At 59.0% G+C, this 19,225-nt stretch carries 16 protein-coding genes; 5 read left to right on the top strand and 11 right to left on the bottom strand.

The features are described 5' to 3' along the window. Positions 1–3 precede the first annotated feature (3 nt). Positions 4–2,511: a M14 family zinc carboxypeptidase gene (locus AC2D8U_RS17720; protein ID WP_484620403.1), complete on the bottom strand. Its 2,508-nt coding sequence runs from the start codon at positions 2,509–2,511 to the stop codon at positions 4–6. A 162-nt stretch (positions 2,512–2,673) separates the two neighbouring features. Here AC2D8U_RS17720 and nfuA point away from each other — a divergent pair, with 162 nt between their 5' ends. After that, positions 2,674–3,252 (top strand): Fe-S biogenesis protein NfuA, encoded by a 579-nt coding sequence (gene nfuA / locus AC2D8U_RS17715; RefSeq protein ID WP_484620402.1) that lies wholly within the window; start codon positions 2,674–2,676, stop codon positions 3,250–3,252. 83 nt (positions 3,253–3,335) lie between these two features. Here nfuA and AC2D8U_RS17710 read toward each other — a convergent pair whose 3' ends face one another. Continuing rightward, positions 3,336–4,676 carry an MATE family efflux transporter gene (locus AC2D8U_RS17710; protein ID WP_484620401.1) on the bottom strand — a complete coding sequence of 447 codons (1,341 nt, stop codon included), beginning with the start codon at positions 4,674–4,676 and terminating at the stop codon, positions 3,336–3,338. A 24-nt stretch (positions 4,677–4,700) separates the two neighbouring features. On the opposite strand from AC2D8U_RS17710, the gene AC2D8U_RS17705 reads away from it, so the two are divergent. The 3 genes from AC2D8U_RS17705 (at position 4,701) to AC2D8U_RS17695 (ending at position 10,053) form a co-directional block, all read left to right on the top strand. After that, on the top strand, positions 4,701–5,753 hold the full coding sequence (locus tag AC2D8U_RS17705; protein ID WP_484620441.1) for a polysaccharide deacetylase family protein: 1,053 nt from the start codon (positions 4,701–4,703) through the stop codon (positions 5,751–5,753). A gap of 161 nt (positions 5,754–5,914) precedes the next feature. After that, positions 5,915–7,447, top strand: a complete 1,533-nt coding sequence (locus tag AC2D8U_RS17700; RefSeq protein WP_484620400.1) for a glycosyl hydrolase family 28-related protein — start codon at positions 5,915–5,917, stop codon at positions 7,445–7,447. A gap of 452 nt (positions 7,448–7,899) precedes the next feature. Next, positions 7,900–10,053, top strand: a complete 2,154-nt coding sequence (locus tag AC2D8U_RS17695) for an Ig-like domain-containing protein (protein ID WP_484620399.1) — start codon at positions 7,900–7,902, stop codon at positions 10,051–10,053. A 336-nt stretch (positions 10,054–10,389) separates the two neighbouring features. Here AC2D8U_RS17695 and AC2D8U_RS17690 read toward each other — a convergent pair whose 3' ends face one another. From AC2D8U_RS17690 to AC2D8U_RS17670, 5 genes are all read right to left on the bottom strand, one after another. Next, on the bottom strand, positions 10,390–11,049 hold the full coding sequence (locus AC2D8U_RS17690; RefSeq protein ID WP_484620398.1) for an SCO family protein: 660 nt from the start codon (positions 11,047–11,049) through the stop codon (positions 10,390–10,392). Then, positions 11,046–11,951 carry a heme o synthase gene (gene cyoE / locus AC2D8U_RS17685; RefSeq protein ID WP_484620397.1) on the bottom strand — a complete coding sequence of 302 codons (906 nt, stop codon included), beginning with the start codon at positions 11,949–11,951 and terminating at the stop codon, positions 11,046–11,048. Before cyoE ends, AC2D8U_RS17690 begins: the two co-directional genes overlap by 4 nt. Continuing rightward, entirely contained in the window at positions 11,944–12,909 is a 966-nt protein-coding gene (locus AC2D8U_RS17680; protein ID WP_484620396.1) for a COX15/CtaA family protein, read from the bottom strand. Before AC2D8U_RS17680 ends, cyoE begins: the two co-directional genes overlap by 8 nt. An 8-nt stretch (positions 12,910–12,917) precedes the next feature. After that, positions 12,918–13,454 carry a hypothetical protein gene (locus AC2D8U_RS17675; RefSeq protein WP_484620395.1) on the bottom strand — a complete coding sequence of 179 codons (537 nt, stop codon included), beginning with the start codon at positions 13,452–13,454 and terminating at the stop codon, positions 12,918–12,920. An 84-nt stretch (positions 13,455–13,538) separates the two neighbouring features. Further along, a complete protein-coding gene (locus AC2D8U_RS17670) occupies positions 13,539–14,249 on the bottom strand; it encodes an SURF1 family protein (protein ID WP_484620394.1) in 711 nt (236 codons plus the stop codon). 39 nt (positions 14,250–14,288) lie between these two features. On the opposite strand from AC2D8U_RS17670, the gene AC2D8U_RS17665 reads away from it, so the two are divergent. Then, positions 14,289–14,495, top strand: coding sequence for a DUF2909 family protein (locus AC2D8U_RS17665; protein ID WP_484620393.1), 207 nt, complete (start codon positions 14,289–14,291; stop codon positions 14,493–14,495). A 10-nt stretch (positions 14,496–14,505) separates the two neighbouring features. Here the strand turns inward: AC2D8U_RS17665 and AC2D8U_RS17660 are convergent, their stop codons facing one another. From AC2D8U_RS17660 to coxB, 4 genes are read right to left on the bottom strand one after another with little or no spacing between them, the layout of a single operon-like run. Beyond that, complete coding sequence (locus tag AC2D8U_RS17660) at positions 14,506–15,378, bottom strand: cytochrome c oxidase subunit 3 (protein WP_484620392.1); 873 nt, start codon at positions 15,376–15,378, stop codon at positions 14,506–14,508. A gap of 13 nt (positions 15,379–15,391) precedes the next feature. Beyond that, positions 15,392–15,934 carry a cytochrome c oxidase assembly protein gene (locus AC2D8U_RS17655; protein WP_484620391.1) on the bottom strand — a complete coding sequence of 181 codons (543 nt, stop codon included), beginning with the start codon at positions 15,932–15,934 and terminating at the stop codon, positions 15,392–15,394. A 10-nt stretch (positions 15,935–15,944) separates the two neighbouring features. Next, a complete protein-coding gene (gene ctaD / locus AC2D8U_RS17650; RefSeq protein ID WP_484620390.1) occupies positions 15,945–17,561 on the bottom strand; it encodes a cytochrome c oxidase subunit I in 1,617 nt (538 codons plus the stop codon). A gap of 13 nt (positions 17,562–17,574) precedes the next feature. Continuing rightward, a complete protein-coding gene (coxB, locus tag AC2D8U_RS17645) occupies positions 17,575–19,071 on the bottom strand; it encodes a cytochrome c oxidase subunit II (RefSeq protein ID WP_484620440.1) in 1,497 nt (498 codons plus the stop codon). Between the last annotated feature and the right edge of the window lie 154 nt (positions 19,072–19,225).

The raw sequence follows: 19,225 nt of genomic DNA, 5'->3' as shown, positions 1-19,225 counted from the left end.
GCACTAACGCAACCCTGGCAGCAGGAACAGGCTGTTGGCGAGCAGGCGCTCCCCCCCCAACCAGAAATTTCGAAACAGGGGATTATCGGCCAGCAGCAGGTACTGACCCTTCCCATAGGGCTCCAGGACCGCCGCCGACTCCTGGCTCAATTGCTGCTGATACACCTCGTCCATAAAACCGGACAGCAGCAGCTCCTGAGAGTAGTGCGCCAAAACCCTACCCCGCTCTGCCTGCAGCGCGATCTCGGCATCCTTCATCATCGGCAGACGGGGTGACAGACCAAATCCCAGGGGATGGGTCGAGTCCAGCTGCCAGCTAACGATGGCACCGCCTATGGTGCGCCGAGCCTGATCCTGCCGACGCGCACCAAACTGCCTAGCCTGAGAGACATGGTCAAATGCCGGCGCAAACTCCCCCTTCTGCTGAACTCGTGTATCGAGCAACCCCCAGTTCGACAGCCTGGCCACCGCCCGTTTCCAGGCCACCAGGGTCCCCCCTCGCTGAACAAACCCCTGGATCAGCGAAGCCATGGAGTCCGGCAACTGGCCATAGGCGCCATCGACCAGGAACAGATGGGTGTATTGCTCCAGCGGCACTCGCGCTGCGTATTCCGCATCCATCAGGGTCACCTCCAGCGCCAACACCTGATCCAGGTAGTGCCAGAGCATTCCCGCTTCACTCTGGCTGACATCCCGACCGATCAAGATCAGAGGCTTCACCGGCTTGGCAAAATGGAAGCGACGCCCTCCCGGATCAAATCCCGACAGGGCCCGGCCTGAGCGGATCGCTGTGGCCGATAAACCAAGATCGGTACGGATCGCCGCCAAATGGACAGTCAGTTCAGGCTGATCACCGAAAATCAACAGATCCCCCGGCTCCACAGATACTGCCCCTTCGCGTGCAGCAAGCACCCCGGCGTGCTCGGCAAAGCGTACCCGGATCCCCGCCTGCTGCAGTCGATACAGGGCCGCCGGTGCCTGCCGTTCATTCCAACGGATATGCCAGTAGAGTGCCGGTGAGGAGACTGGTGCCTCCAAAAGCCGTGGCGTTGCCTGCAGTTTGGGGATCTCCTGCACCGGCACCATTAACAGATCAAAGGCCAGCTCCAGGGAAAACGCCGAGACATCGTAGAAGGTGGGATCGACAAAGCGTGTCCGTCGCTCCAGCAACGCCTGCAGCAAACGAAACTGGGGCTGGGCAAAGGGAACAAACAGGTCGTCCGCGACAAAGGTGCCCGACTCCGTGCTGATCGCCTCATCCAGATAGGCAAATTCGATACCATGACTGGCCAGCATTCGGACCAGCTCCCGGCTCCGGCCTCGATCCCCTCTCGTCCCCAGCAGATAGCCAGCCCCGGACTGTTGCTGCGCCGCTTTCAGGCTGGCCCGGTAAAACTCACTCTGGTACTGCTTCAGGGCCGGGGCCTCCGCCAAGGCACCCCGCACGGCAGAAAAGGAAGTTGCCAGGTGATTGCGGATCCCCAGAGCCAGGGTGATCTCCCCCCGATCTGAACTGCGCACCAGGCCGCGGGCACTCGCCTGCTCAAACAGCAGGCCGACAGATCCATTGATATCGGGATAACTTGAGCCCTTACCGTAGAAGAAGTCATCAAACACCTCCCGACTGAAGTAGGGCTGAGGCAGGGCGTCCAGCGCATCGGCGTGGTAGCGGGCCAGCCGCGTTGTCAGCGCCTGGTTTGCCTTGGGCGTCAGGGGGTGGACGCGTTCCGGCACACCCGGCTGAAAGAAGTAGCTGCTCTGGTGGCTCATCTCGTGATAGTCGCCAACCAGATGGGGGAGCCAGCGCTGGAACAAAGCCACCCTTCCCCGGCTCTCCGGGTGCACCTGATAGAGCCAGTCCCGATTGAGATCGGCCCAGAAGTGATTCACCCGACCACCGGGCCAGCCCTGGTAATGCTCCCGGTGCCAACGGGAGCCATTGGCAACCTGCCCACGATAACCGTTAACCCAATTGACAAAGCGATCATAGCCGTCGGGATTCTGGATCGGCGTGAGCAGGATGATCGCCTCATCGAGCCAGCGACGCACCTCCTCATCCTGACTGGCCGCCAGATGATAGGCAAACAGACTGGCGGCATGGGCCCCACTGGCCTCATCTCCATGGATACTGTAGGCCAGCCAGATCACCAGGGGGGTATCAACCCTCTTACCCTGGCGGACCTCGGCTCGACGGGCCAGGATCGCCTCCCGATCGGCCAGGTTGGCCGGACTGGAGATCACCGCCGTCCACTGGGTTCGCCCCTGATAGGAGACGCCAGCGGACTCCAGTTCAACACGCTCGCTGCCATCGGCCAGGCGCTGCAGATAGTGGCTGATCTCGTCATAGCGCCAATGGCGAGCGCCGATGGCGCCGGCAAAGTGCTGTTGGGGGCTGGGGATCGAACCCGCATACGCCTGATCCGGCAGAAACTCAAAGGCCTGAGCCGGGACGAGCAAGGCCCAGACGCCGAGCCAGAGCCAGCAAAGTGACGCGAAGCGACTGCCGTTCATCCATGGATCCCCTGTTGTCCTTATGACTGCAGTGTAACAATCAGTTGGATCCAGGTGCCAGCAAAGCGTGATCTCGATAACATCCTGGGGCTATAATCGCCGTCCAGTTATGGGTATGATTGAGTATCCGAGTTATTTACTCAGGCTTTAAGAGACGCATTTATGATCACCATTACCGAGGCCGCCCAGGAACACTTTGCCAAACTCCTGGGACAACAGCCGGAAGGCACCCACATCCGTGTGTTTGTTATCAATCCTGGTACACCTCAGGCCGAGTGCGGCGTGTCTTATTGCCCGCCGGATGCGGTAGAAGAGGACGATACCGAGCTGGAGTTCAATGGCTTCAACGCCATGGTGGACAGCAAAAGCATCCCCTTCCTGGAAGAGGCGCTGATCGACTACGTCACCGATCAGTTGGGCAGCCAGCTCACCCTGAAAGCCCCGAACGCCAAGATGCGCAAGGTCGCGGATGATGCGCCGTTGCGCGACCGGGTGGAGTATGTGATCCAGTCCCAGGTTAATCCCCAGCTGGCTGGCCATGGCGGCTTTATCAGCCTGATGGAGCTGACCGAGGACGGCATCGCGGTGATCCAGTTTGGTGGAGGCTGTAACGGTTGCTCCATGGTCGACGTCACCCTCAAGGATGGCATCGAAAAACAGCTGCTGGAGCACTTCGAAGGTGAACTGAGCGCCGTCAAAGACATTACAGAGCACGAGCACGGCGAGCACTCCTACTTCTGAGTCTCGACCAACGAAAAAGCCGCACTCAATAGAGTGCGGCTTTTTGCTGTTAACCCCATTACCGATGGAGGCAAGGCCAGGTGCTAATCAAAGGGCAACCAGGTCCGTCGGCGCCACTGCCAGCCAAAGTGCCCCGCCAGGAAGAGCCCTCGAGCCAACATAAAACCATTAAAAGCCAACCAGAGGCCATGGTTCCCGAGTCCCTGAACCAGCCACCACAAAGCAAAAAAACAGCCGGACGACAGCACCATGGCATTACGCATCACCGCTCCCTTGGCTGCCCCAATATACACACCATCAAACAGGAAACAGGTAAAAGCCAAGAGGGGGTAAAGCCAGATCCAGGGTAGATAGGTGGAGGCCGTAGCACGGACCGACTCGATGTCGGTCAGCAGGCCGATGATCCCCTCGCCGCCAAGCCAAAATGCCAGGGCAAAGGCCCCGGCTGTCAGGGCCGACCAGAACCACCCCAGCCACAGCGCATCGGCCACCATGTGGCGATCCCGCGCGCCAACCCCCTTGCCCACCTCCGCCTCCGCCGAGTAGGCAAAACCGTCCAGGGCATAAGCGATCAGCAGGGTGAAATTCATCAGCACCGAGTTGGCCGCCACGATCTCATCCCCCATCCGAGCCCCCTGGGCGGTGACAAACAACATGCACACCTGCAGACACAGGGTGCGCAGGAAGATATCCCGGTTGAGCCCCAGCAACTTGCCACTGCCAGACAGGGTGAGAGAAGCCAGGGTGCTGCGGCACTTCAACTCAGCAGGGAGTTGGCGCCAGATCAAAACGCAGGCAAGCACCAATGCCCCGTAGTCGGCCAGCACACTGGCCCGGGCAGCCCCTGCTACGCCCCAGTCCAGGCCCAGCACAAACCAGAGATCCAAGCCGATATTCAACCCATTGGTCAGGATCAGCAGCAACATCGCCGCCCTCGGCTGTTGTCGGCCCAACAGGTAGCCCAGGGCGGCCAGGTTCAACAGGGCGGCCGGTGCACTCCAGATCCGGTTGGCAAAATAGATCCCCGCATAGTGCTGAACCTCGGCACTGCCCCCCACCAAATTCAGTGCCAGTGTGGCGATGGGTTGCTGCAGGATCAGCAGGGTCAGGGCCAGAAAAAGGGCCATCAACGACGCCTGAAACAGCACCCGTAACTGGCCCAAGGGATCACCCCGACCATAGGCCTGGGCCACCAGTCCTGTGGTGGCCATGCGTAAAAATCCAAGGATCCAGAATAAAAAGGTTATAATCATCGCGCCGACGGCGACACCGCCGAGGTAAAAGGCATCGCTCAGGTGCCCAATCACCGCCGTGTCCACCAGCCCCAGAAGGGGAATTGTTATGTTGGACAAGATCATAGGAACGGCCAGTGCGAAGGTGCGACGATGCGCCTGCGGCTGCCAAAGTACGGCGGGGAGGGTCATAACGCTTATGGGTTTCCAATTATGATGAATCGAGTTTTTGCGCTGGCCACCAGCCTGTTGCTGGGGATCCTGTCCTGGCCGGCCTTGGCAGTGGTGATCTTACAGTACCACCACGTCAGCGAAAACACGCCGGCGATCACTTCGGTGACACCGGCGCAGTTTGAGCAACAGATGGCCTACCTGGCCGATAATGACTTCAATGTGGTTTCGCTAAGCGACGCCCTGGAAGCGATGCGCGCCAAGCAGGCCCTGCCCGCGCGCAGCGTGGTGATCACCTTCGATGATGGCTATCAGAATATCGCCGTCAATGGGCACCCGATCCTGAAGCGGTACGGATTTCCCTATACCGTCTTTATCAATCTGGAGCCGATCGAAAACCAACGCCGTAATATGATGAACTGGGATACTCTGCGGCAGATCGCAGCGGAAGGTGCGACCATCGCCAACCACAGTTATGCTCATGACCACCTGATCCGCCGCCTTCCCGGTGAGGATATGGCGGCGTGGGAGCAGCGTCTCCAGAACGACATCGAACGCACCGAGGCTGCCATCAAGGCAGAAGTGGGCCATAACATCAAAGCGCTGGCCTATCCCTACGGGGAGTACAATCAGGCCCTGCGCAAATTGCTGGAGCGCATGGACTATGTCGGGATCGGACAGCATTCCGGGGCCGCAGGCCCCTACTCCAGCCTGACCGCCATTCCGCGCTACCCGGTCGCAGGCCCCTACGCCGACATGGACAGCCTGAGGGTAAAGATGCATTCACTGAACATGCCCGTCGTGGCGATCGACGGTGAAGAGTCCGAGCTGGTTAACCGCAACCGACCGAGCCTGACCGTCAAACTGGACGGTAACGATGTGCGCACCAATGAGCTGATGTGCTACATCCAGGGCCAGGGTGCCAAGTCCCCAACCTGGCTGGATGATCAGACCTTCACCATCCAGGCCGATCTGCCCATGCCAGCTGGCCGAAGCCGTTACAACTGCACGGCCCCGAGCCGCAGTCAAAGCGGCTACTACTGGTTCTCCCAGCCCTGGATCCAGGCCAATGCCGACGGCAGTTGGCCGGCTGAGTAAAGCATTCAAGGGCACCTCACGAGGTGCCCTTTTTATCACCCTGCCCTGCTCCCCCTTAGACCCGTCTCATTGTCAGGCCTGACGTTTATTTGCACAAACCGCTCTCCCCAAGCCAACTGAACTTCCCTAACATGGGGCATGTCTCAAGGAAGGGGATCACCATGACAATCAAGCGCCTATCTGGCCTCTTTTTCCTACCGCTGCTGTTTGCCTGCAGCAATGCTCCCGTGCAGGACACTGCCCAGCCCTCAATCTCAAAGCTGTGGGGAGAGGCCGGTGAACTCTGGTCGCCTGACAGCCGCCTGCCCTGGTTCGGTCACAGCGGCTACCGGTTTGGTGGGGTGGCCCTGCCACTGCGCCAGCCCATCACCCACAGGGTGACCGATTACGGCGCCACTCCCAATGATGATCAGGATGATACCCAGGCGTTTCGCACCGCCTTGGCGGCAGCTGCGGGGGGCGTTCTCTACGTCCCGGAGGGCACCTATCGGCTGACCGAGAGGCTGAGCATAGAGCACAGCAATACCGTCCTTCGAGGCGCAGGGGTAGGAAGAAGCATCCTGCACTTCCCCAAAGATCTGCAGACGGCCTACCAGGCCGAGCCCCGCACCTATACCTACAGTGGTGCCTTTCTTACCGTACAGGGCAAGCACCGGGATGAGGGGGAATACGGGCTGCTCACAAGTCAGCCCAGGGGCAGCCGTCAGTTTACCCTGGACTCGGTCACAGGACTCTCCATCGGTGATGATCTGCGTATCAGACAGAGAGGCAGCGTCGCCCTGGCGGCCCACCTTTTTGCCGACGATCCCTCTATGGATCCCGAGTCTGACAACCAGACTCAAGACGTTCTCACCGACTTTATTGCCCGTATTGTGGCCATCGAGGGTAACAGGGTGACTCTGGATCGGCCCTCGCGCACCGATATCCACCCCCGGTGGATCAAGCGGATCAGCCGCTGGCAACCCACAGTCAGCGAAGTGGGGATCGAAGACCTGACCTTTGCCATGTCCGGGAAGGCCAAGGCACCACACAACCAAGAAACCGGTAATAATGCCATCGAGTTTCGCAGTGTTGCCCACAGCTGGATAGCCAATATCGAGGTGCTCGATGCGGACAATGCCATCAAGCTGATCGACAGTAAGTTCTGCAGCGTCAGCCGGACTCGTACGGCCCCCGACCAACGCGATCCTGCACAAACGGGCCATCATGCATACTGGTTCACCGAGCACAGCCAGGATAACCTGATCGAATACGCCGATGTTCCCGGCCTCTGGGTCCATGCCCTTTCCGTTGAGTCCTACTCCAACGGTAACGTGTTTCAAAAGTCACGCTTCGACCGACTGCAGATGGACCACCATATGTGGGCCCCCTACGAAAATCTCTTTACTGAGCTACATACCATAAACCGTACCCGGCTCTGGCAGTCCAGCGGGGCCAAACACAAACCCAGGGGGCCCAACGCGGCGGCACGCAACACCGCCTGGAATATCAAGGGAGAGGCTGGAAACTGGCACCGTCTGCCCGATGAATCCCGCTTTGCCCAGCACAATGTCATTGGCGTACCCGGGTATTCGCCTGTCCCTCGCCCCAACCACACACGGACAACCGGTCGATTGGTCGAACCATCTGAAAGGCTCTCCCCCGCCAACCTCTACCAGGCTCAACTCGCCTACCGTCTTCGATTCGCGCTTTGAGCCCACCTTTGGCATGGTCTGCAAATGAACATGCCAACAAATGCCACTCCCCATTACCGCCTTTGAGCGAAGTGCCAAACGCACATCAGAAGGTCAAATCGACGCCAATTGACACGCCCAACCAACCGCGAAAAAACACACCGCCAACCAGGCATTTACAAACTAGACACTTCCATAGGGAAATTTGCAATCATTACCATCGCCTCGGTCGGTTCAGATGCCCTAGTATGGGGTGAAATTCTCACCAGGACGCCGAAATGGCTGAACGGTCTTGTGGTCTGACGAAACGTCTATCCAATGCACAGTGATTGCCAATGCCTAGTGACCCTTGTGGTACTCACCTGCATGTGTTCGCCCAAACTACAGTGCACCGGCCTCAACGCCCGTGCCCAAATTCATGCCCGCCGGGATGGCGGCGCTGCCCAAATAAAAAAAGTTTGTAAGGATGCACTATGAAACTTAGGCACAGCCTCACTCCGCTCATACTGACCCTGCTCTACGGCTGTGGAGAATCCTCCTCGGACTCAAACTCCCCACCCGTCATCGAACAGGGCAAGGCGGTCAGCACCACGATCAGCCAGAATAACAGCCCAATCGCCCTCAACCTGGCCCTCAATGCGACAGATCCCGACAATGACCCCCTGAGCTGGCGGATCACCTCCCAGGTCAGCCATACCAATGGCATCGCCAGCGTCAGTAGCGATGGTCGGGTCGCCTTTGAGCCACGAAAAAATTTCTTAGGGAAAGAGTCTTTCACCGTCGAGGTCAGTGATGGCCGGGGAGGCAGTGCGGAGGTCCAAATCAATCTCACTGCCGTCGTCCACGATGACAGTCGCGATCTGAGCCTTTCCACACTCGCACTCAAAGTCGAGGACAAGCTGATCCCAGCCGACACCCAGGTGGCCACCGTACTCTTCCAGGGCGAGGCACCGGATGGGCAGTCGGTAAGGCTGGCCGGTGACGATGCCAGCCTGTTTGAATTGCGGGACGATGAGCTCTGGGTCTCTCCCCTGCAAGATCTGGCGGCTGGCGACTACCAGTTGCGCCTGGATCTTGTCGGCGCCCCCAACGAGGGTACCCCCATCACCTTCCGGGTGGTGGAGGGCAAGCAACTGAGCGAGATCTGGGGCCTTGCCGGAGATAGCTGGGATAGCACCAGCCGCCTGCCCTGGTTTGGCACCAGTGGTTACCACTTCGGTCACGATCCCCTGCCCCTGCGTCAACCTTACACCCATGTTGTCACCGATGAGGCGTTCGGTGCCGTACCCAATGATGGCAAGGATGACACCGAAGCGTTCAAGCTGGCGATCGCCACAGTCAGTGAGATCGCCACCGATGAGGCTCCCGGCGTGCTCTATATCCCCGCCGGTGAGTATGAGATCCGTGAGCAGCTCTTTATCACCACCCCTAACGTGGTGATCCGGGGAGCCGGCCCTCAGTTAACCAGCCTTCATTTCCCGCTGGATCTGGAGACCGCCGCGCCCAACCCGGATATTGACTACACCTACAATGGTGCCTTCCTGATGGTGCAGGGCGAGCACATCCTTGAAGGCGAGTATGAACTGGCCGCCGATATGATCCGTGGCGATCGCACGGTCACTCTGGTGGACGCCTCCGGGCTGGAGGTGGGGGATATGCTCTCCATCCGGCAGAGCGGCTCCGACGAATCCGCTCGGCACCTGTTTGCCGGCCATCCGGATATCGATCCCCAGGAGGATAACCTCAATCGCGACCCACTGATCAGCTTCGTCGCTCAGATCACAGCCATTGAGGGTAACAGCCTTACCCTGGATCGCCCCAGCCGTACCGATCTCAAGATCAAATGGAAGCCTAACACTGGAAGCACCGTCAGCAAGTGGCGACCGAGCGTCTACGAAGTGGGCATTGAAGACCTGACCTTGCGCATGTCCGGCAACCCATCCCTGGGTCATAACGACGAAACCGGCAACAATGCCATCGAGTTGAACAGTGTCGCTCACACCTGGATCCATAACGTGCAGATCCTGGATGCCGATAACGCCATCAAGATGAACAACACCAAGTTCAGCACCATCAGTGATAGCGAGATCGGACTCCATTGGCGCCATAGCAAGTACATCGCGGGTCACCATGGGGTCTGGTACACCTGGTACAGCCAGGACAACCTGATGGACAATCTGGATATTCAAGGTAAGCGCTGGCACGATCTGTCCGTGGAGTCCTACTCCAATGGCAACGTCATGATGAATAGCCGGTTTGATCTGCTACAGCTGGACCACCATATGTGGGCGCCCTACGAAAACCTGTTCACCAACCTTCATACTCAAGAGATCAAAGAGCTGTGGAAGAGTGGCGGCAACGAAGATGAGCCCCGCGGTCCCCAGGCGGCTGCTCGAAGCACCACCTGGAGCATCACCTGGGAGCTGGGCAACCCACCAAACCTGCCGGAGGTGAAGGACTTTGTACAACAGAATGTCATCGGCATTGGCGGGTATGATCCTGAGGACAGCAACAGCTTCGGACACTGGGTCGAGCCAACAAACAACGTCTACCCGCACAACCTGTATGAAGCGCAGCGGGCCTGGGCAGAGGCGCAAAACGCACCGCAAGATCCAGCCGTGCAATAAGCACTAGGAGCCGGCCGCTCTCGCGGCCCCCCTAACGAGCTTTTTACCTGGCTTAGAGTGTGATCAGGATCCGAGTTCCCCCAAACGGGAACTCGGATTTTTTCTGCTCCTGTGGCCAAACACCGCCTCCAGCGCTCCGATGAGAGGGCGCCAATGTCCTGCATCCCCCTTAGTGGGATCAGCCACCTTATATGGGGGGAGCCTCACTCGTTCAAAAGGGATCTGCGTTACCTGTGCTAAGACCCCTGACACTCGCCACAAGGCACAATCAGAACGAAAAATGCCAGCCGGTTTCCCTGGCTGGCATAATCTCTGTTCCTCTGCCTGTTTACGGTGCTAATCCGGGTACTGGGTGATCACCGGATAATCCGCCTTGAGCCGGGCCATGGAGACCCTGCGGATCTCGCCGACCCCTCCCTCGGGTCGAAAGATCGCCTCCAGCTCCCCCCTGGGATTGATCAGCACTATGTCCGCACTGTGATCCACCAGGTAATCCTCACCGGTACCCTCCCCATTGGGATTATCCACCAGGGCGTAAACCAGGCCCAGTGCCTGGGTCAACCCATACAGCTCGCTGTGGGGACCGGTGACAGCCATAAATGCCGAATTGAAGAATCGAATGTAGTCCGCCAGTCGTCGAGACGTATCTCGGCCCGGATCCACACTCATCAAGATCACCTGAAGCGGCACCTGACTCGGTGTCACCTTAAGGCCGTCATAGGCTCGGGCCAGATCGGCCAGGGTCGTGGGACACACATCGGGGCAGGAGGTATACCCCACAAACAACAGGCTCCAGCGTCCCTTTAGCTGCGCCTTGGTAAATCGCCCATTGCTATGATCGGTCAAGCTGAACTCAGGCAGAGGCCGCGGCTCTTCGAGCCACAGGGCCGACACCAGGGGCCGCTCGCTGGCGCCTCCTCCAGCCTGTTGCGCCATAACTCCCAGGATCAGCGCCAGGATCCCCACCAAGATCAACCACTGCCAGCGCAGCGTCATAAGCCGATCCTCAGGTAATGATCCGCCAGCAGCAGCACAAACAGCGCCAGCAGATGCCAGATGGAGAGCAGGAACAGCTTCATGCTTGGATAGCTTTCTGGTTGAAACTTCACCTGCCAGGCCCGCCACAGGAACCAACTGCATAACCCACTGGCCCCGACCAGGTAGAGGGCCCCACTCATCCCCACCAGCACAGGTAACAGGCAGGAGAGGGCATAGAGGAAGCTGTAGAGCAGGATCTGGGTCCGGGTATAGGCCTCACCGTGAGTCACCGGCAGCATGGGCAGGCCGGCTTTCGCATAATCGGCTTTACGGGCGATGGCCAGCGCCCAAAAATGCGGGGGCGTCCAGGCAAAGATGATGATCACCAGCAGCAAACCGTGCCCATGAAAGTCGCCGGTCACAGAAGTCCAGCCCAGCAGCGGCGGCATCGCCCCGGCCAGCCCTCCGATCACAATGTTCTGGGGAGTCGCCCGCTTCAAAAAGCCGGTGTAGATCACCGCATAACCGATCAGGCTGGCGAAGGTCAGCCAGGCGGTCAGCGGATTAACCCCGACATAGAGCAGGATAAAACCTAGGGTACCGATCACGGCGGCAAACCCCAGAGCCTGGATCGCGCCAACCCGCCCCCTGGGCAAAGGTCGATTATGGGTTCGAGCCATGATGGTGTCGATGCGTCTATCCAGCAGATGATTGATGGCCGCCGCTGAGCTGGCCATCAAGCCGATCCCGCCCAGCCCAAAGAGCAGGGCGGACAACGGCACCCAGCCATCGGTGGCCAGACACATGCCCACCAGGGCGGTCAGCAACATCAATGCCACCACCTTGGGCTTTGTCATCTCAAGGTAATCACGCCAGGGCCAGCTGAACGCCAGGATCGCTGGTGACTCTACTCTATCCATACCGACTCCTTTGCCACGCTTGATGGTTGGCGGCCACTACGGCCAATAACAACAGGGCCGCAACGCCATTGTGGGCCACGGCCACCGCCAGCGGCAGGCTAGCAGCCACGTTAAAGATCCCCAGCGCCAGCTGCAGCAGCAGCAGACCTCCCAATACCTTTGCCTGACCATGTAATCGACGTCGCTTCAGGTTCCACCAGAGCCCCACCAAGATCAGCGCCGTGATCACTGCCCAGATCCTGTGGCTCACATGTATGGTCATCCGAGCCGGATAATCCAGAGTGCCAAATTCATAACTTGGGGCTGGCGGCGGCAGGGGCTGAAACGCCTCACCGAGCGTCAGGCTGGCGGCCCAATCTCCCTCGCAGATCGGCAGCGTCGTACAGGCCAACGACGCATAGTTGGCCGAGGTCCAGCCCCCAAGCATGATCTGGATACAGAGTACCAGCAGACCCAGGGACGCCACCTGCCTGAGCGTGCCGGCACTCGGCCGCCGGGGACGTTCAGGCCCAAGGCGCAGCCAGAGCAGAAATAGCAGGCTCAGGACGGTAAAGCCCCCCAACAGGTGGCCCATGACCACCACAGGAAGCAGTTTTAGGGTCACGGTCCACATCCCCAGGGCCCCCTGGAAGCCCACCATGACCACCAGTATCCAGGGCAGGATCCGGGGGCCCTGAGACCGACGGAGGGAGAGCAGAGCCAGGCCAAGGATGCACAGACCCAGAGTGCCAGCCACATAACGGTGGATCATCTCTGCCCAGGCCTTGGCAACCTCAACCGGTCGTTCGGGGAAGCGAGCCTGGGCGGTTGCGATCTGATGATCCTGGGGCACAGCCAGATAACCATAACAGCCAGGCCAGTCCGGACATCCCAGGCCCGCATCCGTTAGACGAGTAAAGGCACCCAGGAGGATCACCAGCAAGGCCAGGCATAGAGTAAACAGGGTAAAGTGCCTCATGATCCCCCCTAGCCTATCCGTGAAAGCTTAAGTAGCTTACGCAGATCGGTGAGCAGATCCCGGCCCAGTCCGGCCGGCTGTGCCGGAGCCCGATAACCCATTACCCAGTGTCCCATGGGATCGACCACCACCAGGTTATGCTCCTGCAGAGCCTGGATCACGGGCTCAGTCGCCCCCGCCAGGACCACCTTCCTTGCTTCCAATTGGGCCCTGGCCCGAGGATCGCTGTCATCGGTCACGAAGATCACTGGCACCACCCGCTCCTGCTCCCGCCCAAGCGCGAGATGCACTTGCTGGATCAACGCCAACCGAGCCTGACAGGCTTGTGCACACTCCGTCGGCAGCAGGGTGACGATCTGCCAATGCCGAGGGCTCGGATCGTCTTGCTTAAGGTGGCTGTAGTCCAGTTGATTGAGCAGATCACCACGATTGGTGCTGGCGCCTTGGTAGAGGCCCAGCTTCAGTGCGAAATAGGCGGCCAACACGGGCAGGGCAAAAGCCATAAGCAGGCCGATGAGGGTGCGTTTTGAAGTACCGGAGGACATGCCGTTCTCCCCAAAAGGATTCCATCTTTATCACCGGTACTGCGGGCGACATGCTGATTGTTTTCGTGCGGTTCTCCGCCGCATTTAACCCAAGTTATCGACCCTGTGGCGCCGATGCAAGCTGCCTTGCCAGCCAACGAGAGTAGCGATCACCAGGCAAACCAGTGCCAGGGAAAACCACTGCAGGGCATACGCCTGGTGTTTCTCCGGTGCCAGGCTGATAGGACGCCAGGGCCGGTCAAATCCCAGTGTTTTCGGCTGTTCGAGCCACAGCAATGCGGGCACCACTTCGTGCCGCCAGTGCCCAGACAGCTCCTCCCAATTGAGTGCCTGGATCCGCACCACTCCCTCGAGGGGCTCGGGCAACAGGGCATTCGCCAGCCGATTGTGTCCCGGCTGCACCAGTCGCCCCAGCAGTTCCGAGCGCAGGGGAAGTATCGGCAGTTGCGGCAGACGGTCACGCCATGCGGGTGCCTCAACAAAGCCAAGATCCACCAGGAGCCAAGGAGCTCCCGACTCGATCTCCACCGGCACCAACCAGCGATAACCGATCCGCCCCTGGTAACTTTGGTTATCCAGCAGCAGGGCACGATCCCCTAACCAACGCCCGGTCCCAGAAAAGTGGTAACCGGCCATGTCACCACCGGGCAATGGCCAGGACAGCCACTGTTCGCCCCGCTGTTCCAACACCGCCATGGCACTGCGCTTCTCGTCGGCTCGGTCCAGCTGCCACAATCCCAGCTTGACCAACAAAGCCGTGGCCAGCACAGTGAGTAACAACCCGAAACGTTTCATGGCAGTCCCTCAGATCCGAAAGCCAGGCAAGGAGCCGATATGATCACCCTGATAAAATGCCTCATTGTCCTTATGCTGTTCACCATACTGTTCAGCCTGGCCCGGGCCGGGCTGGCCATGCTCAAGGGGGAGCCGGCCATGACCCGGCACCTGGGTCGGCGTGTGGGCCTTTCGGCTTTGGTGCTGCTCCTACTGGTCCTGGCCATGGCAACCGGTCTGCTACCCGCTAACCCTCGTCCCTATTGACACCGCGGCCTTATAGGACATAGACGAACACGAAGAGACAGAGCCAGACCACATCGACAAAGTGCCAGTACCAGCTGGACGCCTGAAAACCAAAATGATTATCCGGAGTGAAGTGGCCTTTAAGCACCCGGAAGAACATCACGATCAGCATGATGGTACCCAGGGTAACGTGCATGCCGTGAAACCCGGTGAGCAAAAAGAAGGTGTTGCCATAGATCCCCGAACTCAGGGTCAGGCCCATTTCAGAGTAGGCGTGAACATACTCCTCCACCTGCAACACCAAAAAGGCCAGCCCCAGGAGGATGGTGACGCCCAGCCAGGCCGTCAAGGCGGTACGTTTGTCCCGTTCCAGCCCCACATGGGCAAAGTGCAAGGTCACCGAGGAGATAACCAGGATTATCGTGTTATAGAGGGGCAGCCCCCCCCACCCCATCGCCTGGGTCTGGGTACCATCCGGCGTCTTCAACAGAGGCCAAACCGCTTCGAAAGCTGGCCACAACACTTCGTGGGTCATGGCATTGTTGCCCGCTCCCCCCAACCAGGGTAGAGCGATCATCCGGGCATAAAACAGGGCACCAAAAAAGGCGCCGAAGAACATCACCTCGGAAAAGATGAACCAGGACATGCCTTGACGGAACGAGCGGTCCATCTGGCTGGAGTAGAGGCCACTCATGGACTCCTGGATCACGTTACGGAACCAGCCCACCACCATAAAGAGGATCACCGCGATCCCCGCCAGCAAGACATAGCCACCAGGGCCGCCTCCGCTGTCCAGGCTGGCGACGTAATTCCCCGCCCCCAGGGCGATCAGGAACAGTCCAACGGCTCCGACTATCGGCCAGGGACTCTGGGCGGGTACGTAATAGCGTTCGTGTTGATGCATGGTTTCACTCTCCTTATCCACGCCCCATCGCCTGCTCGGTGATGTTATAGAGCGTGTAAGACAAGGTCAGGGTTCGGATCGACTCTGGCAACTCGGGATCCACATAGAACACCAACCCCATTTCGGTTTCTTCACCCGCTTCAAGTGGCTGATTATTGAAGCAGAAGCACTCAATCTTAGAAAAATAGAGGGCGCCCTGGCCCGGGCTGACTGAAGGGATCGCCTGACCCACGGTATCCTCGTCGGAGCGGTTATGGGCCAGAAACGCCACCTGATGGGTTTCGCCAGGATGGACCTGGATTTTTTCCACCTTAGGCTCAAACTCCCAGGGCATATCACCGCGGACATAGGTGACAAACTCCACGGTGACGGTTCGGGCCGGATCTACGGTCTCGCTGGCTGTGGCTGCCTGGGATGAGGTTTTACCGTTGATCCCCGTGATATCGCAGAACACGTCATAGAGGGGAACCAAGGCAAAACCAAAACCGAACATGCCCAGCACCACCAGCAACAAGGTGGTGATCAGTCGCTTGTTTGCCGCCGCTTTATGGCTCATTTCAAACCCCCTACTTCACCACGGGAGGGGTATCAAAAGTGTGTAACGGGGCTGGCGAGGGAACGGTCCACTCCAACCCTTCTGCCCCATCCCAGGGCTTGGCCTCCGCCTTCTCCCCGCCCCGAACGCATTTGATCACGAGCGCCAGGAAGATCAACTGGGACAAACCAAACAGGAAACCACCGACGGAGACCACCTGGTTGATGTCGGCAAACTGCAGAGCATAATCCGGGATCCGCCGCGGCATACCCGCCAGACCCAGGAAGTGCATGGGAAAGAACAGGATATTGACCGAGATGATGGAACACCAGAAGTGCCATTTCGCTAAGGATTCGGAATACATGTGACCGGTCCACTTGGGCAGCCAGTAGTAGGCACCCGCCATGATGGAAAATACCGCCCCGGTCACCAGGACATAGTGGAAATGGGCAACGACAAAGTAAGTATCGTGGTACTGGAAATCGATGGGGGTCATCGCCAACATCAGTCCGGAGAGGCCCCCTATGGTGAACAATACGATAAAAGCCAGCGCAAACAGCATGGGGGCTTCGAAGCTGATCGCTCCCCGCCACATGGTGGCGACCCAGTTGAACACCTTCACCCCGGTCGGCACAGAGATCAGCATGGTGCAGTACATAAAGAACAGCTCCGCCGCCACCGGCATGCCCGTCGTAAACATATGATGGGCCCATACCAGGAAGGAAAGACCAGCGATGGAAGCCGTGGCATACACCATGGAGGCGTAGCCGAACAGTTTCTTACGGGAGAAAGCCGGGACAATGGCGGAGATCACGCCAAATGCCGGCAGGATCATGATGTACACCTCGGGATGACCGAAGAACCAGAAGATATGCTGGAACATCACGGGATCCCCGCCCCCGGCGGCATCGAAGAAACTGGTACCAAAGTACTTATCGGTCAACACCATGGTCACTGCGCCCGCCAATACCGGCATCACGGCGATCAGGAGGAAAGCGGTGATCAGCCAGGTCCAGACAAACAATGGCAGCTTCATCCAGGTCATGCCCGGCGGTCTCAGGTTGACGATGGTGACCACCACATTGATGGCGCCCATGATGGAACTGATCCCCATGATATGAACGGAAAAGACAAACAGGGCCGTGGAATTTCCAGAGAAGGTGGTGGAAAGCGGCGCATAGAAGGTCCAGCCAAATGCCGGGCCGCCGCCCTCCATAAACAGACTGCCGATCAGCAGGGCAAAGGCAAAGGGCAGGATCCAGAAGCTCCAGTTATTCATCCTCGGCAGGGCCATGTCCGGCGCCCCAATCATCATGGGGATCATCCAGTTGGCCAGCCCGGTAAAGGCGGGCATCACGGCACCAAACACCATGATCAGGCCATGGACTGTGGTCATCTGGTTGAAGAAGTGCGGATCCACCAGCTGCAAACCGGGCTGGAACAGCTCGGCGCGGATCACCATGGCCATGGCCCCACCGACCAGGAACATGGCAAAACTGAACCAAAGGTAGAGGCTGCCGATCTCCTTATGGTTGGTGGTCAGCAGCCAGCGCATCACACCGCGAGGCTGGTCATGATGGTGATGTTCGTCATGGGTGTCGACATGGCCCAGCTGATCCCGCTGGCGCTCGGTAACGGTCGTTGTCATCGTTATTCTCCTGCTACTGGCCAGCCAAGGCATTTACATCGGCGGCCTGGATCAGATCGCCGGTATTGTTGTCGAACGCGTTGCGCTGATAGGTCACCACGGCAGCAATCTGCTCGGCGGTTAGAAGGGTGGAAAATGCGGCCATGGCAGTCCCAGGCCGACCGTCTCGCACCAACGCGATGTGTTTGCTGGCCTCTCCCAATGCCACCGTGCTGCCCTTGATCGGCGGAAACGCCCCGGGCAGGCCCAGGCCATTGGCCTGGTGGCAGGCGGCACAGCTGCCGGCGTAGATCTTCTCGCCCTCTGCCATGGCACTGGCCATGGTGAACGGGATCGGTGCAGGTTCGGGCAGGGAAACCGTATTGAGCTCCGCTTCTCCCCCTTTCACTTTGGGTGCTTCCCCCTCGTCCGACGCCGCAGGCTCACTCAAGGGATCACCGGCTACATCGGCGGCCTGGATCACCTCACCTGTGTCATTGCCAAAAGCATTGCGCTGATAGGTCACCACCGCAGCCAGTTCCTTCAGGGTCAACTGAGCGGCAAAGGCCTGCATCGCGGTACCGGGACGGCCGTTGGCCACAACATCGATATGTTTGGCGGGATCACCCAAGGCGATCGGGTTATCCTTGATGGCGGGGAACACGCCCGGCAACCCCATGCCATTGGGCTGATGACAGGCGGCACAACGACCGTTGTACACCTGCTCTCCCAGCACCATGGACTCTTCCATGGTTAAGTGTTGGGACAGGGAGGCTTGCTCAGCATCCGCCGCCGCGCCAGCGAGCCGTTTTTGTTCAGCCAGCCAGGCATCGAACTCCGCTTCTGGCAGTACCTCAACAACCACTGGCATATAGCCATGGTCTTTGCCGCACAGCTCGGCACACTGTCCCCGGTAGATCCCGGGCTCGTCGACCCGGGTCCAGGCTTCGTTGATAAATCCGGGGTTGGCGTCCTTCTTGACCGCAAAGGCAGGCACCCACCAAGAGTGGATCACATCATCTGAGGTCAGTAGGAAGCGCACTTTGCGGTTGGTGGGCAGCACCAAAGGCTTGTCGACTTCCAGCAGATAGTTCTCACCCTTTGCTGCCAGGTTATCGATCTGTTCCCTCGGGGTAGACATCAGGCTGAAGAAGCCAACCTCTTCACCAAAATACTGGTAGTGCCACTTCCACTGGGAGCCGGTGATCTGAATGGTCAGATCCGCATCGCTGGGATCTTCCATTGCGATCAGGGTGCTGGTGGCGGGTACGGCCATGCCGATCAGGATCAGGAAGGGCACCACGGTCCAGGCGATCTCCACCTTGGTGCTTTCATGGAAATTGGCGGGAGTCACTCCCTTGGCTTTGCGATGATGGATCAGTGAATAGATCATCACGCCAAAGACCAGCAGGGCGATCAGGCAACAGATATAAAAAATGGTCATATGCAGGCCATAGACCCGCTGACTGATCTCGGTCACCCCAGGCGTCATATTCCAGAGCGACTCATTGGCGATGGATGGCGATACCATCAGGGCCAGGCACCAGCCCAACAGCTTGTACGTCACAGACACTTCTCCTCTGAGCATTGCTTTCGCAACGACCAGAAAGAGCTTGCACAGTACAACCTGGCTCTATGTCAGCTCCTTCCCCGAACGGGCATGGGCATACGCGTGTCCAGCTGCG

It is taken from the genome of Ferrimonas sp. YIN67 (assembly GCF_057219095.1).
The sequence above is the reverse complement of the archived record's forward strand: the minus strand, read 5'-3'. Positions and strand labels throughout refer to the sequence as shown.